This window comes from Bacillus cereus group sp. MG20, from assembly GCF_040459885.1.
Classification (GTDB): domain Bacteria; phylum Bacillota; class Bacilli; order Bacillales; family Bacillaceae_G; genus Bacillus_A; species Bacillus_A cereus.
In genome coordinates, this window is record NZ_JARVHF010000001.1 from 275,805 (window position 1) to 301,361 (window position 25,557).

The window sequence follows — 25,557 nt, forward strand, 5'->3', positions numbered from 1 at the left end:
TTAAACTTTATTTATTATAATATCCCTATCGTATTCGCACGTTTATTCAAATTTAAAAGAAAGGAGCACAAAATGAAAAAGGTTCTACTTACAATTCCTATACTAATCATCCTACTTAGTGGATGCAGCAATAACGATATATACGGTTCTTGGGAAGTCGTGGACAATAAAAATGGTGAATGCCCTGTATATTATAAATTTGAAACAGTTGTCAAAAAAGAGAATAAAGAGGAAATTGTGCAAAATTTAGTAGAAATGCAAACCACAAAGAATAAAGACGATTTATATAAAGGCTCATTTGTCAAAAATTCTAATGTATATCACATTGATTATGGTAATTCATTTACATCAGAGCAAACTTTAAAAGTTGCCGACGGTACATTAAATGTATACTTTTTGACAGCTGAAAAATTATGCACGTATAAAAAGAAATGATTACATTTCAGAGGAAACGCAGAAAATATTTTCTGCGTTATTTCACTTTAGAAATCTTCCACAAATACTTAATAAAAACTATAAAATAACTTAAGTTATATAAAATGAATCCTATAATAGACATTTCAATTTACACATCTACGCTATTTACATCGATACTTTTCAAAATAGGCTAATACTTCCTCTAAATTTGTCAATCATTTTAATTTTCATAAAAAAATGATAAAATATAAACATGTGTTTTCAGAATAATTAAAAACGCAGAATGAAAGCACTGTTTTAGGAGGGGTTTTGATGACTTACACGTTAGCAACTAGAATGAAAGCATTCCAATCTTCTATATTTAGTGAATTAGGAGCCTATAAAAAAGAAAAAATTGCAGCAGGTCATAACATGATTGATTTGAGCATCGGAAATCCTGATATGCCGCCCGCTGATTTTGTAAGAGAAACAATGGTACATACAGCGAGTGAGAAAGAGAGCTACGGGTATACATTATCAGGTATTCAAGAATTTCACGAAGCTGTAACTGAATATTACAACAACACTCATAACGTTTTATTAAATGCGGATAAAGAAGTTTTATTATTAATGGGTTCACAAGACGGGCTCGTTCATTTACCTATGGTTTATGCAAATCCAGGTGATATTATATTAGTTCCTGATCCAGGATATACAGCTTATGAAACAGGTATTCAAATGGCTGGTGCAACATCTTACTACATGCCTTTAAAGAAAGAGAATGATTTCTTACCAGACTTAGGAGTCATCCCTGAAGAAATTGCCGATCAAGCGAAGATGATGATTTTAAACTTCCCAGGGAATCCCGTTCCAGCAATGGCTCATGAAGATTTCTTTAAAGAAGTAATCGCATTCGCGAAAAAGCATAATATTATCGTTGTCCATGATTTTGCTTATGCTGAATTTTATTTCGATGGTAATAAGCCAATTAGCTTCCTCTCTGTACATGGTGCTAAAGAAGTTGGTGTAGAAATCAATTCTTTGTCAAAAAGTTATAGTTTAGCAGGTAGCCGTATTGGATATATGATTGGAAACGAAGAAATTGTTCGTGCACTTACTCAATTTAAATCTAATACCGACTACGGTGTATTTTTACCAATTCAAAAAGCGGCATCTGCAGCACTAAGAAATGGCGCGGCATTTTGTGAGAAAAACCGCGATATTTATCAAGAACGGAGAGATACTTTAGTCGATGGATTCCGAACATTTGGTTGGAATGTCGAAAAGCCAGCCGGTAGTATGTTTGTCTGGGCTGAAATTCCACAAGGATGGACTTCTCTAGACTTCGCTTATGCATTAATGGATCGTGCGAATGTCGTTGTTACACCTGGTCATGCATTTGGACCTCACGGAGAAGGCTTCGTACGTATTGCACTCGTTCAAGATAAAGAAGTGTTGCAGCAAGTTGTTGAAAACATTAGAAATAGCGGCATTTTCACTCTTGAAAAATTAAATGAATTAGTTAAAAATTAGTTCCCACTCCCCTGCTTAACTTTAGCAGGGGTATTATTAATTGGAGGTACTTTCATATGCATATTAAAGACACACTTCCCCATCGTTATCCATTTTTAATGATTGATAAAGTAATAAATGTAAAACAAGATGAATTCGTTACAGGATATAAACTTATTACAAATAACGAATGGTTTATAAACGATAGTCAAAAACATATGCCTCATATGTTAATTGTAGAAGCACTTGCTCAGCTTAGTGCATTTGTACATACAAGTGATTCTGAAGGACTAGGATTCCTCTCCTCTTTAGATGGAGTTGAATTCCAAGGAAAAGCATATCCCGGTGATAAACTTGATTTACATTATGAACTAACGCGCAATCGCCGAGGTTTTGTTCTTGGTAAAGGTATTGCAACTGTAAACGACCAGCCTATTGTAACTATAGAAAAACTATTAATATATCAAGCAGATTAAATTGTTCCTTATATCAGTTGGGAATATCTATTCTCAACCAATTAAAAATAAATAGGAAAACATATTACGTAGTTAGGAGCAGGAAAATGGAACGTACTATCGGTATCGATGCTGGAGGCACATTAACGAAAATAGCTTATTTTAACGAAAAAAGGCTATTAACTTTTGAAAAATTTTATTCGCATGAACAACATAAAATAATAGATTGGATTAAAAGCAACAATGGCATAAAACAAATATGTATTACGGGTGGTAAATCGAAACTATTACAGCAACTGCTTACAGGTTCATATAAAATAATAGAGCTAAACGAATTTGAAGCTACTCTTGCAGGTGTCCAATACATATTAAAAGAAGAAAAACATGCTATACGCAATTTTATTTTAACCAATATCGGTACAGGTACTTCTATCCATTACGTTTATAATGAACAATATATTCGCGCTGGTGGAACCGGAGTTGGCGGTGGGACTATTATGGGACTTTCAAAATTGTTAACAAATATAGATCATTTTGAAGATGTAATCCCTCTAACAAAAGTAGGATCTAGAAAAGAACTAGATATTACGGTTGGAGATATTTATGGTGGTATTCTTTCCCCTATCGATAATAACTTAACTGCTAGTAACTTCGGAAAAGCAGCCATTACAGAATCAAATAATAGTAGCTCCGATATACTAGCTACTGTACAAGGACTTGTCGGTGAAGTCGTTACTGCATTAAGCCTTCAATTCGCTGAAACAAAAAACATTGAACATATTATTTATATTGGTTCGACTTTATGTAATAACGTACAACTTCAACATATTATTAGTAGCTACACCGAATATCAAAATAAAACACCCATCTTTTTACAAGATGGTGGTAATAGCGGTGCAATTGGTGCATTACTTCATGCTACGAAATAAAAAGCTGACTTTTGTCAGCTTTTTAGAAATGGCACTTCAAATTCAATAATTGATTCCCCGTTCTCTCCAATTCGCTCCACGCTTATTCTATCAATCACACAATTTAACTTCCCATGAAAACTAGGAATCTCCTTCACTACTTCAGCAGCTAACGCGACACTTTCTTTTCTTCCGACTGTTACATGCGGGATGTACGGAATGTCTTCTTTCAAAAATTGTAATAAAGGTCCTGTATATAGAATATTATGTAGTTCCTCTATTTGTTCTTTCCCCTTTTCAACTCGTAAAAACAAATATTCTCTTTCACTTGTAATTTGATTCTTAAATTCAATTTCTATATTCTGTATCGGTTTTGATACATTTATAATATGTAATTTCAGCTCATCATTTGAAATCGAACTTTCAAATGGGAATACAATTGTAATATGCGGTGGAATTAATCCAAATAAAGGATCATGTTTTTGCCTAATGTCCTCGATTTCGCTAATGAACATGTTGTTTAGAAAAAGTAAAATTGTACGCATTTTTATCCCCTCAACTTTTCCTCATTATAATATGTATCATATTCTATGATAGCCTGCCCTTCAACAACTTGTTTTGCTTACCTATAAAAATAAAAAAACTTCTCAAATGAGAAGTTTTCATATAGCATGATTATTATTTTCCCGCCAAACTTTCCTAAACTTTATATAACAGGCAATTCTCCAAGGAAAAATATACGAGACTGCAACAACATAAAATAATAAACCAATCGTTTGCTGATCTAAGTCAACAATATATTTTCTTGAACCGTATCTCAAAAAGACAAGTGCAATAAAAGTAATTAAAAAAGCTGCACTTTTTTTCGTATAAATATTCCCATCATCTCTTCGTTCATAATTTGTTAATACTATAAGCGGCACAGCAAAAAATACACCAATGAATACCGCTATAATTACTTGTAATATAGCTGGATGTACGGGACCTAAAAACCATACAATACCTGGTGTTAAAAATAGTAATGGCCATAAAATACGTTTTCCCGATCCCTTTATTGGCTTATGCATGGAGCGATAACGACGCCAAAATATTAGTAGTGCAATGCATAAAAAGACTATAATGAGTGGAGATGTATCTCCCATTTGTTATCCTTCTCTCTATAGTAATCTAATAATATTTCAAACTGTTTTTTCAAATGATACTTTACGAATAAATATACTACTAGTTATGATATAAAGAATTGTTAATCCAATTGAAATAACAATAAAATAAGGGATATCTATTAAAGATACATCATTTGTAAATAACAATCCTTTTATCCCTACTTCTCCATACAGCACACTATTTGTTGAAAGGAAAAGCGACCCACCAATCATGAGACCAATCCATTGAAATCTTTGCTTAAAAATTACTACTACTTGAAAGAAACATGCTATCGTAACATAAAATAAAAATTGTAAAATAAACTGTTGTATTAATTGCTCTCCAAAGTTAACATTTACTAAGTTATATTTTATATCTTGTAAAAACAGTATTTGAAGGAATGAAAACAATGCGGATTGCAACACAATATAGCAAATCGCTCCGATAAAATATTGTATTCTCGTTATACCAAATGAAACTGCTAAACGAAATAAATCATCTTGAACAATGAAAACACTCCCTACTATAAAAATCATAATTGCAATTGAAGGATTATTGATAATTTCGGGTAAATAACCAACTTTCGCTTCATTTAAATGAGCAGCATATAAAGCTCCTTTTATTAATAAAGCTACAATCCAAAATATTAAAATTGCTTTATAATGAAAATTTATATGTAACCTCAATTGTTTCATTAACATCGTCATTCCACTTCACCACCAGTCATGTGAATAAATAGTTTTTGTAATGTAATTCTATCAATTACTAAACCTTCTTTTTCAAGAGAGTAACAATCTTCATTAGAAAGCCCTTCCCATATAACAGCAATACCTTTATTCCCATAAATTTCTTTATTTATAACTTTTTTATTAATCAAGAACTCCTCCACTTTACCTTTTTGCCCTGAAATAATATGACCTTGTTGCAATAAATCTTCCACTGTTGATTGAACAACAAGTGCACCTTCTTTTATGATAATTACTTCTTCAATAACATGGGTTACTTCTTCTACCAGATGTGTTGATAATATAATTGTTCTGGGATACTCCCCGTAATCTTCTAGTAGTAAACTATAAAATAACTCACGATGTGCTGCGTCTAATCCTGTAGTTGGTTCATCAAAAATAGTAATTGTCGCTCTGCTTGCTAACCCTTTAATAATTCCTACAACTGTTTGCATGCCATGAGATAGTTTATGGTATTTCTCTGTTATATTAAGCTGAAATTTACCCGCCAGTTCTTCAGCAAACTTCTGATCCCAATTTTTATAAAACATGTTACATATCTTAAAAATTTCTTTTACGCTATAACTTAAATGAGACTCTTCTTTTACTCTAACGAAACAAATATTTTGCATCGCTTTACTATTTTCAAAAACATCTTCACCAAATATTGATACACTTCCACTACTTGAAGTAATTTGTCCTGCTAGTAAATTTAATAAAGTCGTTTTCCCTGCTCCGTTCCTTCCAAGCAAACCATATATTTTATTCTCTTCCAATGAAATCGTTACTTCATTTACAGCTATTTTCTTTTTATACTTTTTCGTTACATCTTTCGTTTCAAGTGCAATCATCCCTCTTTCCCCTCCTTCGTAATCTTTTGAATCATATCCATCAATTCATCTTTTGATATTTCTAGTACTTTCGCTTCTTCCCACACTTTAGGTAAATATTCAGTCATAAAAGTATTTTGTCTTTTTTTTAGTACAACTTCTTTTGCCCCTTTTGCAACAAACATCCCGATCCCTCTCTTTTTATATAAAATCCCCTCATCCACTAATACATTCACCCCTTTAGCTGCGGTAGCCGGATTTATTTGTAACATCTTCGCAAATTGATTTGTCGATGGAACTTGTTCTTCTTCAAGCAATATGTCTTTTAAAATATCAGATTCAATCGTTTCTGCAATTTGTATGTATATTAATTTATTTTGTTCTAGAGTCGGCTTCACATTTTCACCACCTTAGGTTCATAGGTTCATTACTTATGTAATTAACCATATCACATAGAATTATTTTTTTCCATAAATTTCTTTTACAAAAAAGAGAGTCATTCAATTAAGAATGTCTCTCTTTCTAAAAATTCGAAGTTTCAACTCTTGTTCTCAAATTCTTTTCATTTATACCATTTTGACAAAAATTAAACTGTTGTCCCTCAATACATTTTGTACGATCTACTACTTGCCCTAAATGATAGCTTGTATGCTCAACCAAATGTAATAGACTTTGAAGATCAATATGCCTTTTTTCTTCCCAGACCTGTATATATGCTTTGCCCCACTCATCAAATATTTCTTCAACAGTTTTTAACAAAGCTTCAGAGCTTATTTGTTTCACTGGAAAATATTCTTCAATTCCATTTTCAAAAACTATATTTGGATCCTTATAACGCCTTGTATTTCTCTGTAAATGTTCACAAATATGTAGTACGATTCCACCAATTGAATTAACAGAGGTCTCTTGTTTCCACAAATCTTCTTCACTAACGAGCTTAATTGCCTGTACTAACTTAGGTAAATAATGATCCTGCATTCTATGATAAGAAATTTTGTATACTAACTCCATCTTCTCCCCTCCATTATTTCAACTGGTTCACTTGATATTTAGCGAATAAAGATTTCCGAAAATCTTTATCTTCCACAAGCATTTTAATTTTTTCTTCATTGCCGTTAAAGAACTTTATAACTTTATTTTTATCCCATATATCTTTTTCTTTTGGAAAATCATCGAATATCCTATGCAAAATTGATAACATTTCTTCCCTCGTTATCTTAAAGTTTTTATTCTCTACCTGAAACTCATAACTTTTTGCATTTGGCACTAAAATCACTAAATATATAGCATTAAAGAAAAAATTCTTCTTCATCGTATCCTTCTCATCAAACCAATACGTCTCAATCATTTCTTCTGTAAGAGCCCCACTTTCTTTTGTGCCATAGTTCACTTTTATATTTTCATTTTCTAAACTTATACTTTGAACTGTTCCACCACCGGGTAAATGATTAACAATTGCAACCACATCTGAATTATTACCAACGTATGTCCCAGTATATTTCTTAAAATCATCTGACCTAACATCATATATATCTTTTATTCTTTCTCCGTTAGAACAAGCCGCAATGAATAAAAAAATTGTTAGCATAACGATCATGTTATGATGCATATATTTCATTTAGCATCCCCCATTTTTATCGATATTTCGTTAATTACAATATTTACTTTCAAATCCCTTTTTAAATATACGCATTTTAATCAAAATTAAAAATTTTCATTTTTTATGTTTACAATTATCCATTAATTGTATATACTTACTAACGTAAGAAAAAAATTCTAAAAGGAGGTCGAAGGAAATGATGAAATTACAATTACATGCATTAACTTTAGCGTTAACTGCACCTGTGTTTTCTGGACAATTAAATATGAATTCGACCACCCTAATGGAGAATTGAAAATCGTACTTTATTTCATTTAATTCATAAATTCGCCACAGGAGGTCGTATACTTTCCTGTGGCTTTTTCACGCCCAGCCATAGGAGAACTGTATCTTCCTGTGGTTTTTTTGCGCGATTTTTTAGTCTCTTACATTATTTTTCTAAGAAAGGAGCAACATTCAATGACTATTAGCGTATTGTTTTTAAGTATTACGATTCAAAGAAATACAATTTCTAAAGATGAAATTCTTCATAATGAGCAAATTGAAAAAGCTATGAATGATGTTAAGGAGCGCCAAGCACTTTACTGTGATCACCTGTAATTCCTTTTCGAAAGGAGGAATTCATTTTCATATTTTCTTTTTTACGACTGTACTTCAAAAACATACTTTATCTGAAACTGAAATCAATCGTAAACAACAGTTAAAACAACTGACTGATAAAATAACTGACATTAAAAGTTCATACTACACTCAAATGTATTAAAAATATATTTTAAAGGGGTAATATATTCATGAAATTTAAAGCATTCTTTTTAACAATCACCATTCAAAAACGTAAGCTTTCACAGAAAGAGATTTTACGTGAACAACACATTCAAAACATTATGGACGAAGTAAAAGAGCGCCAATCTTCTTATTACACTCGTCTTTTCTAAATCACTTATAAAGGAGTAATTATTTTATGAAATTTAAAGTATTCTTTTTAACCATTACCATTCAAAAAAATAAATTTTCCGAGTCTGAAATGCTTCATGAGCGACAAATTAATCAGGCTATGGATTCTGTAAAAGAAAGACAAAGTCATTACTGTAGTCACCTGTAATTTCTTATTACACTCGTTTTTTCTAAATCACTTATAAAGGGGCAATTATTTTATGAAATTTAAAGTATTCTTTTTAACCATTACCATTCAAAAAAATAAATTTTCTGAGTCTGAAATGCTTCATGAACGTCAAATTAATCAGGCTATGAATTCTGTAAAAGAAAGACAAAGTCATTACTGTAGTCATCTGTAATTCCAATTCGAAAGGAGGAATTCACATATGAAGTTTCACCTTTTCTTTTTAACGATTACAATTCAAAAAGAAACAATATCTCAAAATGAATTAAAACAAGAAAGACAATATAAACAAGTTATTGATGAAATTCGAGATCGTAGAAGCAAATACTACACTCACCTTTAATCGTTTAACTATATAGATTGAAAGGAGTCGATTATGATGTTGATAGCACGCTGTAAGGAAATGATTTGGATAGTTCAGAGGGATTCCACATAGTTTTATAGAGCTTATATCACACAAGTTTATCACTGAATTTGATGTATAAAAAATATATAATAAAATCAAATCAACCCGCTTTTAATTATTTATTTATAAACAAAAGATACACCACTTAAAAAGCGGTGTATCTTTCTCAGGTTTCACTATTTCCGATTACTTCTCTTTGTCTTAAACAATCTCACTAAGTTCGAAACAACAGTTTTTGTTACTGCATAAACTGGTACTGCTAAAATCATTCCGATGATTCCAGCAAAGTTACCTACCCCTAAAATTAGGATAATAATTGTTAATGGGTGAATGTTTAATTTCGAGCTCATAATACGCGGTGAAATAATATTACTTTCAAACTGTTGTACAATTGTTACGATAATAATTACGTATAAGGCTTGCATCGGAGATACGAACAGTCCTACAATAACAGCTGGTGCTGCCCCAATAAATGGCCCTAAGTTAGGAATGATGTTTGTAAATGCTGCAATAATTCCTAAAACGAAAGCGTACGGTAAATCGATAATTAAATAACCGATAAAAGTAAACGCACCTACAAATATACAAACGAGTGCTTGCCCTTGAATATATGCAGATAATGTTTCGTTCGTTTCCTTAATGATACGAAGCCCCTCTTCACGGTAAGACTCAGGTAATAAACTTACCGCTTTTCCCGGAAAGGCATGTCCATCTTTAAACATGTAAAATAAAATGAACGGTACAGTAAATACAACTAATGCAACGTTCGTGATAATACCAAATAAAGCCGTTGCACTCGACGTAATTGTATTTGGTATATCTTTTAAGTATTCAATCGCATTTTTTTCGATTGTTTCAATGGAAACGTAGTTTTGTGTAGATAACCATTCAAACAACCTATGATGTGATAATTCTTGTATGTATACTTTCCCCTCTTTTATGTAGCTTGGCATATTTTTTACTAAGTCCATTAGCTGTTGTGAAATCGTAGGAACAACTACTCCAACGCCAACCGCAGTTAATGTTATGATAAAAAGATATAACAGTAATATCGCTAAATTTCTAGGTACTTTTTTATTCTCCAAAAAGATTAATACAGGATTAAATATGAAGTATAAAAAAAGCGCGATTAAGATTGGGAAAAACAATGTTGATATGAAGATACCAATCGGTTGAAATAAAAATGATATTTTTGTGCAAATAAATATGATTCCTACAACCATTAGCACTTCTAATGTCCAAAAGTGCACTTTTGATTTCAAAAAAACGGCCTCCTTTAAACTAGCACTTCTATTCATTGTACCAAAATAAGCATGAATTTCACATAATATTTTCCTTTACAATATTCCAAAATACCGATAAATACACTACAATGAGATTACATACAAATTTGCAGGTAAAGGTGATAAAAATGACACAATGCATCATTTGCAGAAAAGATACGAAAGAACTTAGTGAACAATATGTCATTCCAGAAATATTATGTGGATATTATTTCACAAACTCAATTTGTGATACTTGTCATGAACAAATGACAACAAATATTGATCGTCCTTTAATTAGGCATAAATTGAGTCAATTTAAGATTGAACAAATGAAAAGACAAATTGATTCCCCACTCTATACGAATGAGCACGGTGAGGAACTTGCGGCTGCTGAGACTGATGTTGTCGAAGTAAGCGACGAGATTCTTTATTCTAATGCATTAATTATGAAACTATGTAAAAAGCACGATATTTCCTTACATAATGAAATTTGGAAAGAGGAACGTGTAACGAAAGTAGCGAGTTCTATTCAACGTGAATTACTATTAGATAACCGTAAATATAAAATGAGTGTATTAAAAATGGCTTATACATTCGCTGTACAAGCAGTTGATGGCTACTTTGAAGATCAAGATGCAATTGATATTTCTACCATTCTCTCAAATGCAGATTTCGTGGAACTAAAAGAAAAAAGCATTGTACGTGATTTAAGCAAAAGTTCTTTATGGAATACGCTAAATACAAGTAGTGAAAATCATTACTTTATTTTACTTAGCGATAAAGACGGCCTGTTTTGCTTCATTCGTTTGTTTGACATCTTTGATGTTGTCGTTCATTTATCAGAAAAAAGATTTGACCTCCCATCGCCGATTGTCGGTGTAAATAATGTGAATACGCAGAAATTTTATGTCCAAAGTTTAAAACAGTATATGGATGGGCTGTTTAAAGAAAAAGCACCTACTATATAACAGGAACCAGAACATACGGTCTCCTTTCTTGATGAAAAGACACTGTGTTATAATGAGTATGAAAAGAACAATACAATCACATAAACCAATTATAAATTGTATATAAATAAAAAAGACTAGTGTGCGGCTACACACTAGTCCACGTAACTTAGCAGATTGGATTGTTCATTTATCCTATTTGTTTCTTACAAACAAAACAACCCACATTCTATAAGCATAGGTGGGTTGTTATTTTTTGAGCTTGTCTATTAAAACGACGACGAACGTTAACAATGCAACGAGAAACAGTCCACCTTGCAGTAGCAACGCTATTTCACTCACGTATTATCACCCCCCTCCTACTCGGAGAAGTGATAATTGAACAACCAACCGCACCTTAAGTTACCCTTTAATTTTACCATATTTTCTAATAATTTACGATGAAAACCCGCAAGCGAATAACTTGCGGTTTTTTTATCCCGTATTAACAGGCAGTGAACAAAATAAAGCAATAAATATGTGAAACTTTATTTCTCACTATTTTTTTAATGCATATGCATCAGCAATCATTTCACCAACAATTTTATTTTCTTCTTTCTTCTCGTCTTTCAATAATGGGAATAACAATTCTGCGACCTCATACGCTTCTTCTAAATGCGGATATCCTGATAAAACAAACGTATCAATTCCTAACGATTCATATTCTTTTATCCTTTCTGCTACTGTATGTGGATTGCCTACAAGTGCAGTACCTGCCCCACCTCTTACAAGTCCGATTCCAGCCCATAAATTAGGGCTTATCTCTAACGACTCTCTCGTACCTTTATTTAAATGTGTCATCCTCTTTTGACCAACCGAATCATATCTTGCAAATGTCTTTTGAGCAAGCTCAATTGTTTCATTATCCACATATTGAATTAAACGTTCTGCCTCTTCCCACGCTTCTTCTTCTGTTTCTCTTACAATTACGTGTAATCTAATGCCAAATCGTACTGTACGCCCCTTCTCTTCTGCAAGTTTTCTTACTTCTTCTATTTTCTCTTTCACTTGCTCTGGTGGCTCTCCCCACGTTAAATATACATCACTATGTTCAGCTGCTACTTCTTTTCCAGCAGCTGATGATCCTCCGAAATATATAGGAGGATATGGTGTTTGAACTGGCGGGAATACAACTTTACTATCTGTAACTTGAATATGTTTTCCTTCTAAAGAGATCGTTTCACCTTGCAATGTCGATTTCCAAACCTTTAAAAATTCATCCGCTGCTTCATATCTTTCATCATGCTCAAGATATAATCCATCTCCTTGTAGTTCAACTGGATCTCCTCCAGCTACTACATTAATAAGTAGTCTCCCATCTGAAATTCTATCAAATGTAGATGCCATCCTCGCTGCAACTGTAGGTGACATTAGTCCTGGTCTCACTGCTACTAAAAATTTTAGTTTTTCTGTTTCAGCAGCAAGAGCTGAAGCTAACACCCAAGGGTCTTCACATCCTTGACCAGTTGGAAGTAAAACACCCGTATATCCTAAATAATCAGCTGCCGCAGCAACTTGCTTATAATAACCATATTCAGCTGCTCTTCCTCGTTTTGTCGTTCCTAAATATCGACCATCTCCATAAGCCGGAATAAACCATAATAATTCCATACCTTTACACACCCCTTATTTATTTTGAAACGTATACTAACAAATTCTATATAAATTACCCCTAATAATTTATATGTTAATTCCCAGTCTCACCTTTAAAATTATCTCGCCATCTTAAAAACTTCACTTCTAGTAAACGTACTAGAGAGTCAGAAAACTTCCCAACAAATGCAAAGATAATTATGCCGACAAATACGATATCTGTATTTGAAAATTGCCTTGCATCCATAATCATATAACCAATACCTTCTGTAGATCCCATAAGTTCTGCTACTACTAAACTCACCCATGCAACACCTAACGATAACCTTGCTCCTAGTAAAAGGTTAGGCAATGCAGATGGTAAAATTAGTTTCGTAATTAGTTTTCTTTTGCTAAACTCTAACACTCTCGCAACATCAAATAACTTTGAATCCACACCTCTAATACCTAAAAATGCGTTTACGTATAAAGGAAAAAATGCACCATCTGCAATTAATAACACTTTCGATGTTTCACCAAAACCGAACCATAATACGAAAAGCGGTGCAACAGCTAAATGAGGTACAGTTCTTAACATTTGCACAGATGGGTCTAAATATTGCTCACTTCTCGTTGAAAATCCAACAATTGTTCCTAAAATGATTCCTAAGCCCCCACCAATAAAGAAACCAGCCGCAGCCCTGAATACACTAATACTTAAATGGCCGAATAACTCTCCTGTTTTAATAAGCTCTTGGAAAGCTAGAAAAATATCTAATGGTGTTGGTAAAACTGTTTTAGAAACAAGACCGAATACGCCAGCCAACTGCCAAATTATTAATATAATAACCGGTATAGTAATCGCCCTTACTAAAACTTTTACATTTAACTTTCGTACCTTCTTTATGCCATTTTTCTTAATCGTTATACTCGCTGGTTTCATAACAGCTTTCGTATTTTCCACTTTACAAAACCTCTTTTCACTTCGCTTTCAATGCTTTTTCTACGAAAGAATTATCTACAACTTTTTCCGTCTTAATTTCTTTCTTTATAGAACCGATCTTATATTGAAAATCCGCTGTCTTTTGTTGTTCTGCTATTATTTCCTTCGTTACCGGAACTAAAATTGGTTTGTCGTGATTAAACACTTCTTTTACAATCTCTGCATCTATCTTTTTTACAGAAGTGTACACTTTTATTGCTTCATCTAAGTTAGCCTCTTGCCATACACGTGCTTTCTCATAAACTTTGAGGAATTCCTCAACTAATTCTGGATGTTCTTTCGCAAATTTTGTCCTCGTAATTAAAAATTCTGGTGAAGAGACATTTAATGTTTCACCGTCTGCAATCACCTTCGCACCTTTATTTAACGTATGTAATGATATGAAAGGGTCCCAAATCGCCCATGCATCTACTGATCCTGATTCGAATGCAGGCTGCGCTTCATCTGGTTGTAATTGAATGACATTTACCTCTTTTGCATCAATCCCTTCTTTATCAAGTGCTCGATACAATAAATTAAAGGCACTACTTCCTTTTGCTACCGCAATTTTTTTACCTTTTAACTCTTTTACACTCGCAATCTTGCTATCTTTTTGAACGAGAATTCCAGTTCCTTTTCTCGCATAACTTGTATTGGCGATTTCGGTAAATCCAATACCTGCTGCTTGCGCTGAAATGACTGGAGAATTCCCTACTTCACCAAAGTCTAATCGGTTTGATGCGATTGCTTCAAAATAAGGAGGTCCACTTTGGAACTCTGTCCATTTCACTTTAACTCCTTCTTTTTTAAACTCCTCTTCAAACCACCCCTTTTTCTTTGCTAGTAATAGCGGGCTTAACCCTTGCTGTATACCAATTTGTATTGTTACATCTTCTTTCTTACTACTTGCTGTACTTTTTTCACATCCTAATAAACATACTGATATAGCTAAAGCAAAAGAAAGAACTTTAAATTTTTTATACATATAAAATCACCCTTTTCCTATATACTTGTTTGAATCAACCCTCCATATTCAAACTGCTGTAATACTTTCGTTCGAAGTTGTTGGAACGATTGAGAAGTTTTATTTCGTGGATAAGGCAAATTATTTTCAATCACTTTATGTATTTTCCCTGGTTTTGCACTCATAATGATGATTCGGTTTGAAAGATATATCGCTTCGTCTATATCATGTGTAACGAATATCATTGTTGTTTTCTTCTGCTCCCAAATATTTAGCAATACTTCTTGTAAATGACTTCGAGTAAAAGCATCCAGCGCTCCAAAAGGTTCATCAAGTAATAATACATTTGGATCTCTTAATAACGCTCTCGCTATCGCAACACGTTGTGACATCCCGCCTGAAATTTCTTTCGGATACGATTTTTCAAAGCCATCTAACCGAACGATTTCAACCCATTCTCTCACCTTATCTTTCACATACTTATCTTTTAACGACAAATCTGCCGCTATATTTTCTTCAACTGTTAACCATGGAAAAAGCCTATGCTCTTGAAAAATAAAACCTTGTTTCTTGCTCGTTTTTAAGATAGGCTCCCCGTCAATAATAACTTCACCTTCAAAATCATTATCTAGACCTGCAACAATTTTTAGTAATGTACTTTTTCCGCACCCACTCGGACCAATTACTGTAACAAAATCCCCTTTCTCTAATTGAAAATTAATATTCTCTAGCACTTGAACCGTACCAGTTTGTTTCAAAAAATATTTTGATACCCCATCAATTGAAACAGTCATTTCTTCCCCTCCTTAAAATGATTCATATAAATGAACAGATTCAGTATTTGTGCAATAAAAAAACCAAAGGCATTTTATCTGTTGATAAAATGCCTTTGGTTTCTCCAATCAGCAATACGTTATGGAATTAAGTACATATTATACAAATATTTCCGATAAGTCAACTAGGTTTTATTAAAACATACATATGATTTGTTTGAACATTTTACTTTTGTTTATTTAAACGATATCGTTTACTTACTATTTTTTCTGATCTTTAATCCACTGTAACCAATAAGAAAACTCACACGCTAAATGCATTTGATGGGATTTAATTAGACTATTAGGACAAAGGGCTGGGAACTCAACAACTAGACTTACTTCTATCCCTGTATCAGTATCTTTAAATTGATGTCGAACTCCACCAATAGTAGTACCATCTTTCATACGTGCAACACCTGTTGATTGGTATTGATAAGATTTATCTCTCGGTGTTTTCAATTCAGTTTCGTCACCAAAAACAATGAAAAATTGAACTGGAAACGGAGAATTACCAGTAGTTTCGATAACCTCTAATTCATTTTCCCCAAAGGGCCTTAGTACATAGTGATCAGGACAAGCAGATAAATTCACTTTGTTATTTTCACGTGATTGTTCAAGCATCAAACTATCAATTCCATGTATGGCTTCTTCTGCTGTAATCCCGTCTAAATAAATACTAGTTTTTGAAAATTTTCGTCTATCGCCAGATAAAAGAGTACAGATACGCATACCTATTGCACTTAATCTAAGTTTTGATTTCAACTTTTCGTACATTTCATTGTATGTATATCGCAACTTTATTTCCGTTAGCTGTTTTATCATGACGTCTGTATCATTTATTTCAGGCTCTTTATGTCCTAATATATATAATACTTTTTTTATCCGTTCTCTTTTCCATTTTATAAGTTGCTCTTGTGAGATATTATTTCCATCGATAATAATCTTCATATACTCTCTCCTTCCTTTTGATTGTATCGTAGTGTAGTTAATACTAAATTAACCATTTCTTGTTTTGTATCTAGATTCAACTTTACTTCTGAATGAGCAATACTGCTAAGACCGTATAGAATAAACCCAGAAGCTAATAATGAGTTATCAGTATAAAAAATCCCTGTTTTCACTCCCTCTTCAATTACTTGTCTAATTAACGGTTGCATACGTGCGAATAATTTCTGTTCCAGTTGAAAATGTTGTTCCGTCTGAAACGAACTCACATTTTTATAGGGTGCTAACTTTTCAATAAATGTCCAAAATATATCTAGTGAATCTTTCATCTTTTGTATGACAGACCGTTCATTTGAAATAAGTATTTCTTCAATTAACTCCATATTTTTCACAATAAAGTCATTTAAAACTTCATCAACAAAATTCTCTTTAGACTTGAAGTAATAATAAAATAAACCCGTTGCTACACCTGCATGATTCACAACATCTTTTATGCCAAATCCTTTCATACCATTTTTCATATATAGTTCAAAACCAATATCCATTAACTCTTGGCGTCTTACATCTGGTTCTTTTGATATTCTTTTCATACGTCATCTCCTACAATGTTTTCACCACGACTGAATCTGATTCAATCATAAACGACTGAACTTGCTTCAGTCAATATTATTTCATAAATTTTAAATCCATTTAATAACTAAGCAACAAAATTTCTACCAAAAAAAAGTAATCTCAAGAAATATGCTACTAACCTTAGATTTATCAAAAAAGTTAGACCATATAACTTGAGACTACTCATTTCCATTCAAAATATTTATGTAATTAAATTTTAGTTCTTCTGCACCCTGGCTGTCTCCAAAACTATTTGTGGAAGCTCTTTTTGAATGATTTCTTTCAGTCCATAAAGAGCTTTCTTCACATAACCACCTTCGAAATTCCCTAATGATTCTGGTAATTCATCCTCATCTAATATGAAGTATTCTCCATTAGGAAGTACCATAATATCGATGATTAAATCTTCGAAGGAAACCACTTCGTCTTTTATTTGTGTATTTTTTACGATATTAAAATAGGAACCTAAATACTTCCCTTTTATATCTCTCCATACGTATAAATTGTACGGACGATCTTTCCAATAATATGCGATTGTATAACTTCCTTTTGGGATTGTTAACTTAGTATCTTTTGCAGTCATTGTAAATGAATACTGCACCTCGTGAAATAAAACGATACTTTGTGATTGCTTTTCAAGTAATAAACAATTGTGATCTACTATTGTTGAGTTATACCGGATTTTTCTTTCTATAATTTCACTTTTCGATGTAAGTAACTTATTCATTATTTTGTTTCCCCTTATACTAGTTCTATCCTCAATTATATCCACTTATCTAACGATAAAGAAGTATATAGTTTTTTATATAATGATTTATACAAGTACACAAGAAAAACTCCTTCTTATTTAGAAAGAGTTTTTCACTATCCATGTTTCATATTTTTTCACTTCTAACGGAAGCTTATTTGTTTTTATGTAACTAACAGCACTATTACTCATGTTTTAACTTTTCCTTAACCGCATCATAAAATTTTCGTTCTTCATCAACATTTAAGTGCACACGACTTACTGTTTTAGAAAATCCATATAACAACTGTACTTTCACTGGCTCTTTTAATGTTATTTCAAAAGTAGCAGGTTCTTTTATGAACTCCATAACAGTTGCATCCAATACCTGTTTCCCTTCTTTTGCCGTTAGCAATTCATCACCCTTGTAGAACGTAATATTATCAATTTGTGTAAATGGTATAACAATTTTCTTTCCTAATCCAATTTGAATGATTACTTGTTCTTCTGTTACGTTAAGTGGATTTTTACGCATCGCTTGTATTTCAGCTATAAAATAAATCATCGCGTATACATTTAAAATAAGTAAAATCCATGCTATTACTGGATTCCACTGGTGTAGCAAATAATGAAAACCAATACTTTCTATTAATGTCGCATGGATGATCATGATATATACACCTATTGCACCAGTCTTTTTGTGATATGAGTATACGTATTCACCTTCTGGTACTTTTTCACGCCACGATAAAAATGCATAATAGATTAACTTACACTCCGTTACAATGATATCTATTAATTTATTTCTTTTCATAGTAGCGTCAAACGCAGCATCAATTGCATAAGAAAATGAAGAGTACTCACTTTTATATTCTTTATATTTTTTTATTATGGTAGGAAGCTTTCTAACAATTTTATATAGAAGGAATAACTCTAAACATACAAAAGCAATTTCTCCTGCAACTATAATATAAGAAACGTATGAAAAATCTTGTAAATAGTCACTTGGAATAATAAATCTTGCAAAAATATAACCAGCTATTACAACAGGAACTATATACGTTAACGAGTACCTTTTTCGAATAATGAAGAAATACGTGATGATTGGAATGACAAACATGCAATCTAATAATGACCCAAGTACAACTTCTTTCGGCGCAGCTGGTACTATTGGAAGAGCATACAATAAATAGTTTGATAGCATAATTAAAGAGACGAGTCCAATCCAAATACCTTTTCGCCTTTGCGATAGTGTAACATTCATACGTTCACTCCTTTATTTAAAAACCTCATTTAAGTGGTCTTTATAAAATGAAATGGCACGTTCAAATTCTTTTACTTCCTCTACTTTCACGACAGTTTCAAGTAATAATTTCATCGCTGACTCGTGATCGTTTACGTTATATTTTGCTAATGATAAAAATACTTTCATCGGATCGTTCTCTGGGAATTTTTTCACCCCAGCTTCTAATACTGTAATTGCCTTTTCATATTCCCCTATACAACGATATGTACTTCCTAGACCAATATAAGCACCGCAAAGGGATTCGCCATCAAGTCCATTTGCGATTGCCTGCTCATAATACGGAACTGCTTCTGTTTCTAGCCCCATTACATCATGTATCCACGCACACTGATACAGTACTTCTGCATCCTTTGTAAAGTTTGTTAATCCTATAAGCATCTCTTTAGACTGCGCATATTTCTTTTCGTTTCTAAGTTTAATAGCTTGCTTTAATAAATGTTCCATAGAATCCACTCCTCACCAATTATTCTGTGTATAGCTCTTGATTGATATACGCTTCACATTCGTGTAAAAGTAAAATTCCCACCAATTAAAGTTTCGCTTACTTATTACTATGCGGATTCATTCTTATCTAAAAACTTAATTTTAAAAAGCAGTGACACGATTACATAATACCTCTAAGCTTTTGACAATTTCTTTCGCTGTTTCATCTTTCCCATTACAAAACTTCCCTTTACCATCTTGTCCAATTACATAATGCACAGCTCCGCGCGAATATAAAGAATGTGGTGAATTCGCAATCATTACATTCGCCCTTGCTTCTTTCATTCTATTTTTCGCTCTTTCAAACAGTTCTTCTTCATTTAAATCACTTTCAAGTTTAAAACCAACAAGTACTGTTTCTGGGTCCCATTCTTTTATTTGTTTTAATACTTTTGGAGCCTTTTGAAAGTGAATAATCGGTGCTATATCACTTGAAATTTTTCCGTCCATATTAAGAACATTACCATCTTGATCACAAATTTTCTCCACAATCCAATCTGATCCAGCCGCTGCCATAATGACTGCATCAACCTTTTCATGTGTGACGATACTTTTCATTTTATCTTGTAAATCAACAATTCCTTCAAATGGATGTAATTCTAACCCTCTATGTACATCGCTAGGTTTCTCCGCAAAATAACCGTGCAAATATATAACATGTGCCCCTTTAGCTATAAGTTCTTCTGCGATTATCCTTCCGATTGTACCTTTAGCCATATTCGTATGCCCACGTACTTGATCCCATTTTTCTAGACAACCACCGCTCGTAATTAATACCTTTTTCCCCTTCATTGTAACCATCCCTTACTAATTTTTCTTACGAAACCATTCTGTTCCAAAGTCAACTATATCACGCTGTTTCATTAGACGACACGTTGCATTCCCTATCTTTCCGTTTTTTACAGTTCCTTTTCGCTCAAACTCCACACCAATTTCTACAAACTTCTCAGATTCGTAATCCATTTCAACAAACTCTTTCCACACTCTTTCACCGTTTTCTATAATAGGTGCTCCTACTTGTATTAACTCACATGCACCAGTACGCACCTCGGATAAATGAACAGACGTATTTGAATCATATCCAACACCAATTAATAATACGTACCCGTCTAAATCGTATATTTTTCTTAATGGAGATTCTTCTCCAAAGCTCATTGATAATGAATGGTTCATTGTTATTTCTACTGCATGTTTTCCCCATGCAGCAAAACTTCCTAACGGATGATTACTACGTACTACATTCGGATATGTACGAAAACATTCAACTATTTCACCCATTCCCCTTGTTGGGGTTATACGTGAATCAAATGCAGGGACGTTATCTCGGATAATTTGCCACCAGTCTTCCGGTACAGGTGGTCTTGACCAATGTTTCGGATCGGACAAATCCGAAGATTGCGTTGGCATTATTATCGTTCCTTCTTCCGTAACAACTTTCATTAATGCTTCTACTACGGCAACCGCACCACCAGATATCCATCCGATAGAACTTAGTGATGAATGAACGATAATTGTCATTCCTTTTTCGATTCCTAATGCTTTTAAATCTTTTGTTATTGTTTCGATTGTATTTGGAAATTGTGTGCTTGCTACTATTTCATTCATTTTCATATTGGTTCCCTCACTAGCCACGTAAATTTAAACTTTTATATAAATATATTATCATATTTTTCTTAATTTTTAACTTAATCATATTCATTACTACAAAAATATGTATATGGGTGTACTGAAGCCTCAAAACTCTATTAAAATCGTAGAGAATGATAAACGAGAGTTTTATTAAATGAAGAAAAATGTAAATCTTATTTTTTCAAGCTATACTCCATATGCATATTTTTATACTATTTTTCCAAATAACAATGAAATCTTTCGATTCCCATATATTTTTCTCCTAAACCTTTAACTTGAAAACCAATTCTTTTATAAAATTCTACCGCCCCATCGTCTGTCTCTGCTTCTATATAAGTCAATTGATATATCCTTACCACTTCTTTAATCATTTGCAGTGCAATTCCTTTTTGACGATAATCTGAAGCCACTGCTATATGACATACTCGTGCTTTAGTTACTCCGATTACTTCAATACCTATACAAGCTTTTTCTTCATATCTGTACAAAGTCCCTTTATTACTTTGATAAAATATTACTGCCTTCTTTAAGCTTATTTCATTTGGACCGACGGCATATTGTAGCAAATTTAATATTGAATCTTTTTCAATTTGTTCAACACGCTGTAAATTCATATTTTCATCCCTTTCTATGAAAAAAGACTAACTCTTAATAAAAAGAGCTAATCTCATTACGCCGTTATTTTTTCTTCTTTTTTTACAACGACAGCCACATAACTATGAAGTATCATTCCAATAATAACGAGACTCATACCAACCCAAGATAAAGATGACGGAATTGGTGCAGATAACCATATCAGCTCTCCTACTAGCGCAAATAAAACTTCACCAGACTGCGTCGCTTCCACTGTTGCTAGTTTTTGTGGATCATCTTTTACAAGATCTGTTGCAAAGAAAAATAATATTGTCGCGATTAACCCAGAACTAACTGCTACAATAAAACATTGAAAAACTTGGTTACTTGACGGTAATCCGCCAGTTGATACTTCGTAACCAGATAATAAAAACCAAAATGGTAAACTTGCTAATGTCATACCGAGTACTCGCTGAAATACATCTAATTCCCCTTTACAAACTTGCATCATTTTTCGATTTCCAAGAGGATACGCAAATGCTGCAATAAGTACAGGAACTACACATAAAACGGTTTCACGAATACCTAATGAAGAAGCATGTTCTACTTGCATGAGAACAACACCGAATAAAATAATGCCCGACATAACTAATTCCTTCATCGGAAGTTTTTTATGTAGTGGATCCACCGCAAAAAATGGTGTTAACAAAATCCCTGCAACGATTGTAATTTGCCATGTTGATGCAACGAGCCAACCTGGTCCGAACGCTCCAGCAAAACTAAGCGGTGCATAAAAGAGACCAAATCCAACGATACTCCATACTAACCATTCTTTCGGATTGTTTTTCATATATTGAAAGAGTTGCTTTAAGTTCCCTCTATACATAACAATAAGTAATAGCATTGGAACCATAAAATAATACCGTAATGATGCACTCCAAATCCAGCTTCCACCTTCTAAGTCCATTGCCCGGTTTAAAACAAAGGTAAAGGCAAAGAAAAATGATGCCAGTATCCCTATAACAATTGCTTTCATTGTAAAACCCCTTGTATTTAATTTTTAATCTTTATAACATATATTTTAGTATACGCGATGAAAAATCTACATTCAAACTTACATTTCACTTTCCATTCACTTGCAATGAAAAAGATAATAATACATTCATTTATTATACTTAATATAAAAACATTAAACAGAAATAATTTTAAAAATAAGTTACTTCTATGGATGTGATAACACTGAAAATATACAGAGCCTCTATACAATCTATTTTATTTGTACTTTCTTTCGGAGTTGTTTTCCTTCTAATAAGTGTTTTATCTTTAATGGAAGAATTTGATTTACTAGGAATTATTTCAATATTTTTCTCCTTATGGCTACTAAAGTATGCCCTAACCTTATGGAAAACACGTGCAAACGATATAGGTTCCTATTGGGATGATGAAGGAATTGTAGTAGATTTGCATGGGAATAAAGTGTATTGGTATGAAATCAAGGATATTACATACCAAAATTTTCAAGGGTCAAAATCTACCTTAATCTCGACCCATTATACTCACCATGAAAATATACGAATCCGCCATAAAAGATGGCTACCAACTATTGCACATTCAATTTACTGGTTTTCTATTGAAAAACCAAAAGGTTATCATAAAAATTTAATGATAGCTTGGGAAGAAAAGCACACAAATAAAAATAAACGCCTCCTTTAATTATTATTTAGGGGCGTTTGTTCATTCAAAAATTAAAGAATATGTAGTTTATATTCTCTATATAATTTCCTCAATCGACTTATATGTGCTTGATGATACCGATTATGATCTGCTATATGCCAAACTCCCCATCTTATAGTCGCATTTTCCCCTTTTTCATACAAAACTTCCTCTCTTAAAAGAACAACACCATATGTTCATCATCACTATACACACCATTCATTTTTATAGCCCTTTTTTCAATTCCGTACGTTTTAAATCCCATTGATTCATATAATCGTTTGGCTGGTTCGTTCGTTGACACAACCCCTAAATTCAATTGCTCTAGCTTCATCTCTTTTGCCCTTTCAATTGCTTTACGTATTAAATCACGTGCAAGACCACTTCTTCGATTTTCAGTATCTACATACATTGCAACGATATGCCCTTTATGCTTATATGCGTCCTTTTCTTCTGTTAATAAAGTAACAACCCCAACTAAACGATTTTCATTATTAAAAGCACCAAATGTAAAACTACTGTTGGATGAAAGATTACTAGCAACGCGTTCAAGAGGCTTTTCTTGACGTACTGCTTCTTCATAAGTCGTTACAAATGCTTCTGGATTTACTTGTAGTGCTTGTAAACGTAACTCCCAATATTGTTTTGCATCCGCTTTTGTAAGTAATCGAATCATTTTATCTTCCCCTTTTTAATTGACATAATATTTTTATAGGTTATTATTTTTTGATTCATACTCTTCTTTTAATATACTGTAACGATAGCGATGAATGAACTTTCCCTGTCTCAATCGATCATTTCTCATTAACCCTTCGCATACAAATCCGGCATTTTCATAACTCTTTTTAGCTTGTGTATTATCTTCATCTACACGTAACCAAATTTTCTCCAATTCAAACTGGGAAAAACCTATTTGTAACATGCTGTTTAGAGCTGCCATTCCAAATCCTTTACCCCAATAGTCTTTATTTCCAATCGCAATTCCTAGTTCTGCATTTTTATTTGTTTTATCAAAATTTTTAAGGTCTACCCATCCAATATGTATACCTTTCTCAGTAACGATCGCCCTTTGTTCATAACCATTTTTTCGGCTTATACAAGCTTCAATCCAGATTCTCGTATCTCCACGAGTGAACGGAGGATATTGGTCTGGTACGACTAAATGCTTTGTTAGATCGCTATCTAACGACCATTGATAGCGATCTTCTACATCATCTAGTGTCAATTCTCTTAATTGAACATATGGTACATTCATTTTTCTCTCCCGTTTTATAAAAATGATCAAAAGCCGCTACAAATTTGTTTGCATATTGCTCATCATATCTTCTTAGCACTCTAATAAACCATTTTGAACTCCCAAGCCACCTACCATTTACTCTTAATACATATTCATGTACTAAATCCGCTAATAAATTAGCGATAAACAATTCTTCTTCTCTTTTTGTTGCACCAATAAAGTCATCTAAAGTATCCGTAATAAAATATCGCTTCTGCTTAATCGTTTCTTCGGTCCATTTAGCTGGTCCTTTATGTAGTAAATCATTCGCTTCTTTTTTTAATTTCTCAACAATTTCCTTTTCCCCTTTTAATACAACCCCTTCTGAAACTAATTGTGGTAACGACGGTCTCCCTCGATCACAATCCATTTTGAAAAAGGTTTTATATGTTGTAAAATTATGAACAAACACCTCAACAGGCCATCCATTACTATAGAAAGATTCTCTATAACAAGAAGTTAAACTTTGGTCAACTATTACAATATCAAGGTCAGATGTTTTCGTCGCTTCTCCTCGTGCAACGCTTCCACCGAGTAAAGCTACATCACAATTCGGAAATTGTGATGTAATTATGCTTTGTGCTGCTTCAATTGGTTTCATAGCCGTTCCTCTT

Annotated in this window: 37 protein-coding genes and 1 pseudogene; 12 read left to right on the plus strand and 26 right to left on the minus strand. The window is 32.9% G+C overall.

Translation table 11 applies throughout. From position 1 onward, the window contains the following. The first annotated feature begins 72 nt into the window (after positions 1–72). The 4 genes from QCI81_RS01510 to coaW all read left to right on the plus strand — a co-directional run bounded on the left by QCI81_RS01510 (position 73) and on the right by coaW (position 3,292). Positions 73–435 carry a hypothetical protein gene (locus QCI81_RS01510; RefSeq protein ID WP_000757024.1) on the plus strand — a complete coding sequence of 121 codons (363 nt, stop codon included), beginning with the start codon at positions 73–75 and terminating at the stop codon, positions 433–435. 294 nt (positions 436–729) lie between these two features. Beyond that, a complete protein-coding gene (locus QCI81_RS01515; protein ID WP_071732075.1) occupies positions 730–1,929 on the plus strand; it encodes an LL-diaminopimelate aminotransferase in 1,200 nt (399 codons plus the stop codon). Positions 1,930–1,985: 56 nt separating this feature from the next. Further along, a complete protein-coding gene (locus QCI81_RS01520; RefSeq protein ID WP_071732074.1) occupies positions 1,986–2,384 on the plus strand; it encodes a 3-hydroxyacyl-ACP dehydratase FabZ family protein in 399 nt (132 codons plus the stop codon). 86 nt (positions 2,385–2,470) lie between these two features. After that, positions 2,471–3,292, plus strand: coding sequence for a type II pantothenate kinase (coaW, locus tag QCI81_RS01525; protein WP_063547606.1), 822 nt, complete (start codon positions 2,471–2,473; stop codon positions 3,290–3,292). 14 nt (positions 3,293–3,306) lie between these two features. Here coaW and QCI81_RS01530 read toward each other — a convergent pair whose 3' ends face one another. From QCI81_RS01530 to QCI81_RS01560, 7 genes are all read right to left on the minus strand, one after another. Continuing rightward, on the minus strand, positions 3,307–3,816 hold the full coding sequence (locus QCI81_RS01530) for a 2'-5' RNA ligase family protein (RefSeq protein WP_001259198.1): 510 nt from the start codon (positions 3,814–3,816) through the stop codon (positions 3,307–3,309). A 117-nt stretch (positions 3,817–3,933) separates the two neighbouring features. Further along, positions 3,934–4,413, minus strand: a complete 480-nt coding sequence (locus QCI81_RS01535) for a CcdC family protein (protein WP_071732073.1) — start codon at positions 4,411–4,413, stop codon at positions 3,934–3,936. A gap of 36 nt (positions 4,414–4,449) precedes the next feature. Continuing rightward, positions 4,450–5,121, minus strand: a complete 672-nt coding sequence (locus tag QCI81_RS01540) for a DUF4052 domain-containing protein (protein ID WP_071732072.1) — start codon at positions 5,119–5,121, stop codon at positions 4,450–4,452. Continuing rightward, positions 5,118–5,990, minus strand: coding sequence for an ABC transporter ATP-binding protein (locus QCI81_RS01545; RefSeq protein ID WP_000560923.1), 873 nt, complete (start codon positions 5,988–5,990; stop codon positions 5,118–5,120). The genes QCI81_RS01540 and QCI81_RS01545 overlap by 4 nt, the downstream gene beginning before the upstream one ends. Further along, positions 5,987–6,367, minus strand: a complete 381-nt coding sequence (locus QCI81_RS01550; RefSeq protein ID WP_000805185.1) for a GntR family transcriptional regulator — start codon at positions 6,365–6,367, stop codon at positions 5,987–5,989. The genes QCI81_RS01545 and QCI81_RS01550 overlap by 4 nt, the downstream gene beginning before the upstream one ends. A gap of 124 nt (positions 6,368–6,491) precedes the next feature. Next, positions 6,492–6,980, minus strand: a complete 489-nt coding sequence (locus QCI81_RS01555; protein WP_071732071.1) for a DinB family protein — start codon at positions 6,978–6,980, stop codon at positions 6,492–6,494. 13 nt (positions 6,981–6,993) lie between these two features. Further along, positions 6,994–7,587 (minus strand): DUF4825 domain-containing protein, encoded by a 594-nt coding sequence (locus tag QCI81_RS01560; RefSeq protein WP_071732070.1) that lies wholly within the window; start codon positions 7,585–7,587, stop codon positions 6,994–6,996. 441 nt (positions 7,588–8,028) lie between these two features. On the opposite strand from QCI81_RS01560, the gene QCI81_RS01565 reads away from it, so the two are divergent. From QCI81_RS01565 to QCI81_RS01590, 6 genes are read left to right on the plus strand one after another with little or no spacing between them, the layout of a single operon-like run. Then, positions 8,029–8,169, plus strand: a complete 141-nt coding sequence (locus tag QCI81_RS01565) for a YrzI family small protein (RefSeq protein ID WP_000156193.1) — start codon at positions 8,029–8,031, stop codon at positions 8,167–8,169. Between the two features lie 19 nt (positions 8,170–8,188). Continuing rightward, complete coding sequence (locus tag QCI81_RS01570) at positions 8,189–8,332, plus strand: YrzI family small protein (protein ID WP_071732193.1); 144 nt, start codon at positions 8,189–8,191, stop codon at positions 8,330–8,332. Positions 8,333–8,360: 28 nt separating this feature from the next. Then, the gene (locus tag QCI81_RS01575) at positions 8,361–8,504 is read left to right on the plus strand and encodes a YrzI family small protein (protein WP_000668963.1); all 144 of its coding nucleotides are present in this window, start codon (positions 8,361–8,363) and stop codon (positions 8,502–8,504) included. Between the two features lie 26 nt (positions 8,505–8,530). Continuing rightward, entirely contained in the window at positions 8,531–8,671 is a 141-nt protein-coding gene (locus QCI81_RS01580) for a YrzI family small protein (protein ID WP_000669805.1), read from the plus strand. Positions 8,672–8,723: 52 nt separating this feature from the next. Further along, positions 8,724–8,864 carry a YrzI family small protein gene (locus QCI81_RS01585; RefSeq protein ID WP_000669806.1) on the plus strand — a complete coding sequence of 47 codons (141 nt, stop codon included), beginning with the start codon at positions 8,724–8,726 and terminating at the stop codon, positions 8,862–8,864. Positions 8,865–8,891: 27 nt separating this feature from the next. Then, positions 8,892–9,032, plus strand: a complete 141-nt coding sequence (locus QCI81_RS01590; RefSeq protein ID WP_000668497.1) for a YrzI family small protein — start codon at positions 8,892–8,894, stop codon at positions 9,030–9,032. Positions 9,033–9,271: 239 nt separating this feature from the next. Here the strand turns inward: QCI81_RS01590 and QCI81_RS01595 are convergent, their stop codons facing one another. After that, complete coding sequence (locus tag QCI81_RS01595) at positions 9,272–10,357, minus strand: AI-2E family transporter (protein WP_000837894.1); 1,086 nt, start codon at positions 10,355–10,357, stop codon at positions 9,272–9,274. Between the two features lie 149 nt (positions 10,358–10,506). Between QCI81_RS01595 and QCI81_RS01600 the strand changes: the two genes are divergently transcribed. Continuing rightward, positions 10,507–11,328 carry an HNH endonuclease gene (locus tag QCI81_RS01600; protein ID WP_000189714.1) on the plus strand — a complete coding sequence of 274 codons (822 nt, stop codon included), beginning with the start codon at positions 10,507–10,509 and terminating at the stop codon, positions 11,326–11,328. Positions 11,329–11,556: 228 nt separating this feature from the next. On the opposite strand, the gene QCI81_RS01605 is transcribed toward QCI81_RS01600, so the two are convergent. From QCI81_RS01605 to QCI81_RS01670, 14 genes are all read right to left on the minus strand, one after another. Next, positions 11,557–11,649 carry a putative holin-like toxin gene (locus QCI81_RS01605; protein WP_001289320.1) on the minus strand — a complete coding sequence of 31 codons (93 nt, stop codon included), beginning with the start codon at positions 11,647–11,649 and terminating at the stop codon, positions 11,557–11,559. 195 nt (positions 11,650–11,844) lie between these two features. Beyond that, positions 11,845–12,957, minus strand: coding sequence for an FMNH2-dependent alkanesulfonate monooxygenase (gene ssuD / locus QCI81_RS01610; RefSeq protein ID WP_043938042.1), 1,113 nt, complete (start codon positions 12,955–12,957; stop codon positions 11,845–11,847). Positions 12,958–13,033: 76 nt separating this feature from the next. Then, entirely contained in the window at positions 13,034–13,882 is an 849-nt protein-coding gene (locus QCI81_RS01615; RefSeq protein ID WP_000432135.1) for an ABC transporter permease, read from the minus strand. 16 nt (positions 13,883–13,898) lie between these two features. After that, entirely contained in the window at positions 13,899–14,885 is a 987-nt protein-coding gene (locus QCI81_RS01620; protein ID WP_071732069.1) for an aliphatic sulfonate ABC transporter substrate-binding protein, read from the minus strand. Between the two features lie 17 nt (positions 14,886–14,902). After that, positions 14,903–15,658 (minus strand): ABC transporter ATP-binding protein, encoded by a 756-nt coding sequence (locus QCI81_RS01625; RefSeq protein WP_000218578.1) that lies wholly within the window; start codon positions 15,656–15,658, stop codon positions 14,903–14,905. Positions 15,659–15,898: 240 nt separating this feature from the next. Then, a complete protein-coding gene (locus QCI81_RS01630; protein WP_071732068.1) occupies positions 15,899–16,627 on the minus strand; it encodes a hypothetical protein in 729 nt (242 codons plus the stop codon). After that, on the minus strand, positions 16,624–17,214 hold the full coding sequence (locus QCI81_RS01635; protein ID WP_071732067.1) for a TetR/AcrR family transcriptional regulator: 591 nt from the start codon (positions 17,212–17,214) through the stop codon (positions 16,624–16,626). Before QCI81_RS01635 ends, QCI81_RS01630 begins: the two co-directional genes overlap by 4 nt. 239 nt (positions 17,215–17,453) lie before the next feature. Then, positions 17,454–17,963, minus strand: a complete 510-nt coding sequence (locus QCI81_RS01640; protein ID WP_001037889.1) for a ribonuclease FAU-1 family protein — start codon at positions 17,961–17,963, stop codon at positions 17,454–17,456. Between the two features lie 205 nt (positions 17,964–18,168). After that, positions 18,169–19,227: a hypothetical protein gene (locus QCI81_RS01645; protein WP_071732066.1), complete on the minus strand. Its 1,059-nt coding sequence runs from the start codon at positions 19,225–19,227 to the stop codon at positions 18,169–18,171. A gap of 12 nt (positions 19,228–19,239) precedes the next feature. Then, a complete protein-coding gene (locus tag QCI81_RS01650) occupies positions 19,240–19,713 on the minus strand; it encodes a tetratricopeptide repeat protein (RefSeq protein ID WP_000400637.1) in 474 nt (157 codons plus the stop codon). A gap of 141 nt (positions 19,714–19,854) precedes the next feature. Continuing rightward, complete coding sequence (locus QCI81_RS01655) at positions 19,855–20,544, minus strand: phosphopantothenoylcysteine decarboxylase domain-containing protein (RefSeq protein WP_071732065.1); 690 nt, start codon at positions 20,542–20,544, stop codon at positions 19,855–19,857. 15 nt (positions 20,545–20,559) lie between these two features. After that, positions 20,560–21,363, minus strand: a complete 804-nt coding sequence (locus QCI81_RS01660; RefSeq protein ID WP_000783341.1) for an AAC(3) family N-acetyltransferase — start codon at positions 21,361–21,363, stop codon at positions 20,560–20,562. Between the two features lie 230 nt (positions 21,364–21,593). After that, positions 21,594–21,995, minus strand: a complete 402-nt coding sequence (locus tag QCI81_RS01665) for a GNAT family N-acetyltransferase (RefSeq protein ID WP_071732064.1) — start codon at positions 21,993–21,995, stop codon at positions 21,594–21,596. Positions 21,996–22,051: 56 nt separating this feature from the next. Further along, complete coding sequence (locus QCI81_RS01670) at positions 22,052–22,990, minus strand: DMT family transporter (RefSeq protein ID WP_000644593.1); 939 nt, start codon at positions 22,988–22,990, stop codon at positions 22,052–22,054. A gap of 188 nt (positions 22,991–23,178) precedes the next feature. Here QCI81_RS01670 and QCI81_RS01675 point away from each other — a divergent pair, with 188 nt between their 5' ends. Next, the gene (locus tag QCI81_RS01675) at positions 23,179–23,667 is read left to right on the plus strand and encodes a hypothetical protein (RefSeq protein ID WP_071732063.1); all 489 of its coding nucleotides are present in this window, start codon (positions 23,179–23,181) and stop codon (positions 23,665–23,667) included. Positions 23,668–23,699: 32 nt separating this feature from the next. Here QCI81_RS01675 and QCI81_RS01680 read toward each other — a convergent pair. The 4 genes and pseudogenes from QCI81_RS01680 to QCI81_RS01695 all read right to left on the minus strand — a co-directional run. Further along, positions 23,700–23,846: pseudogene (locus QCI81_RS01680) on the minus strand (DinB family protein); the annotation flags it as partial. Next, positions 23,843–24,343: a GNAT family N-acetyltransferase gene (locus tag QCI81_RS01685; protein WP_071732062.1), complete on the minus strand. Its 501-nt coding sequence runs from the start codon at positions 24,341–24,343 to the stop codon at positions 23,843–23,845. The gene QCI81_RS01685 and the pseudogene QCI81_RS01680, both read right to left, overlap by 4 nt. A 33-nt stretch (positions 24,344–24,376) precedes the next feature. Further along, positions 24,377–24,922, minus strand: coding sequence for a GNAT family N-acetyltransferase (locus QCI81_RS01690; RefSeq protein ID WP_071732061.1), 546 nt, complete (start codon positions 24,920–24,922; stop codon positions 24,377–24,379). Then, positions 24,879–25,544: a nucleotidyltransferase domain-containing protein gene (locus tag QCI81_RS01695; RefSeq protein WP_353810598.1), complete on the minus strand. Its 666-nt coding sequence runs from the start codon at positions 25,542–25,544 to the stop codon at positions 24,879–24,881. Before QCI81_RS01695 ends, QCI81_RS01690 begins: the two co-directional genes overlap by 44 nt. Between the last annotated feature and the right edge of the window lie 13 nt (positions 25,545–25,557).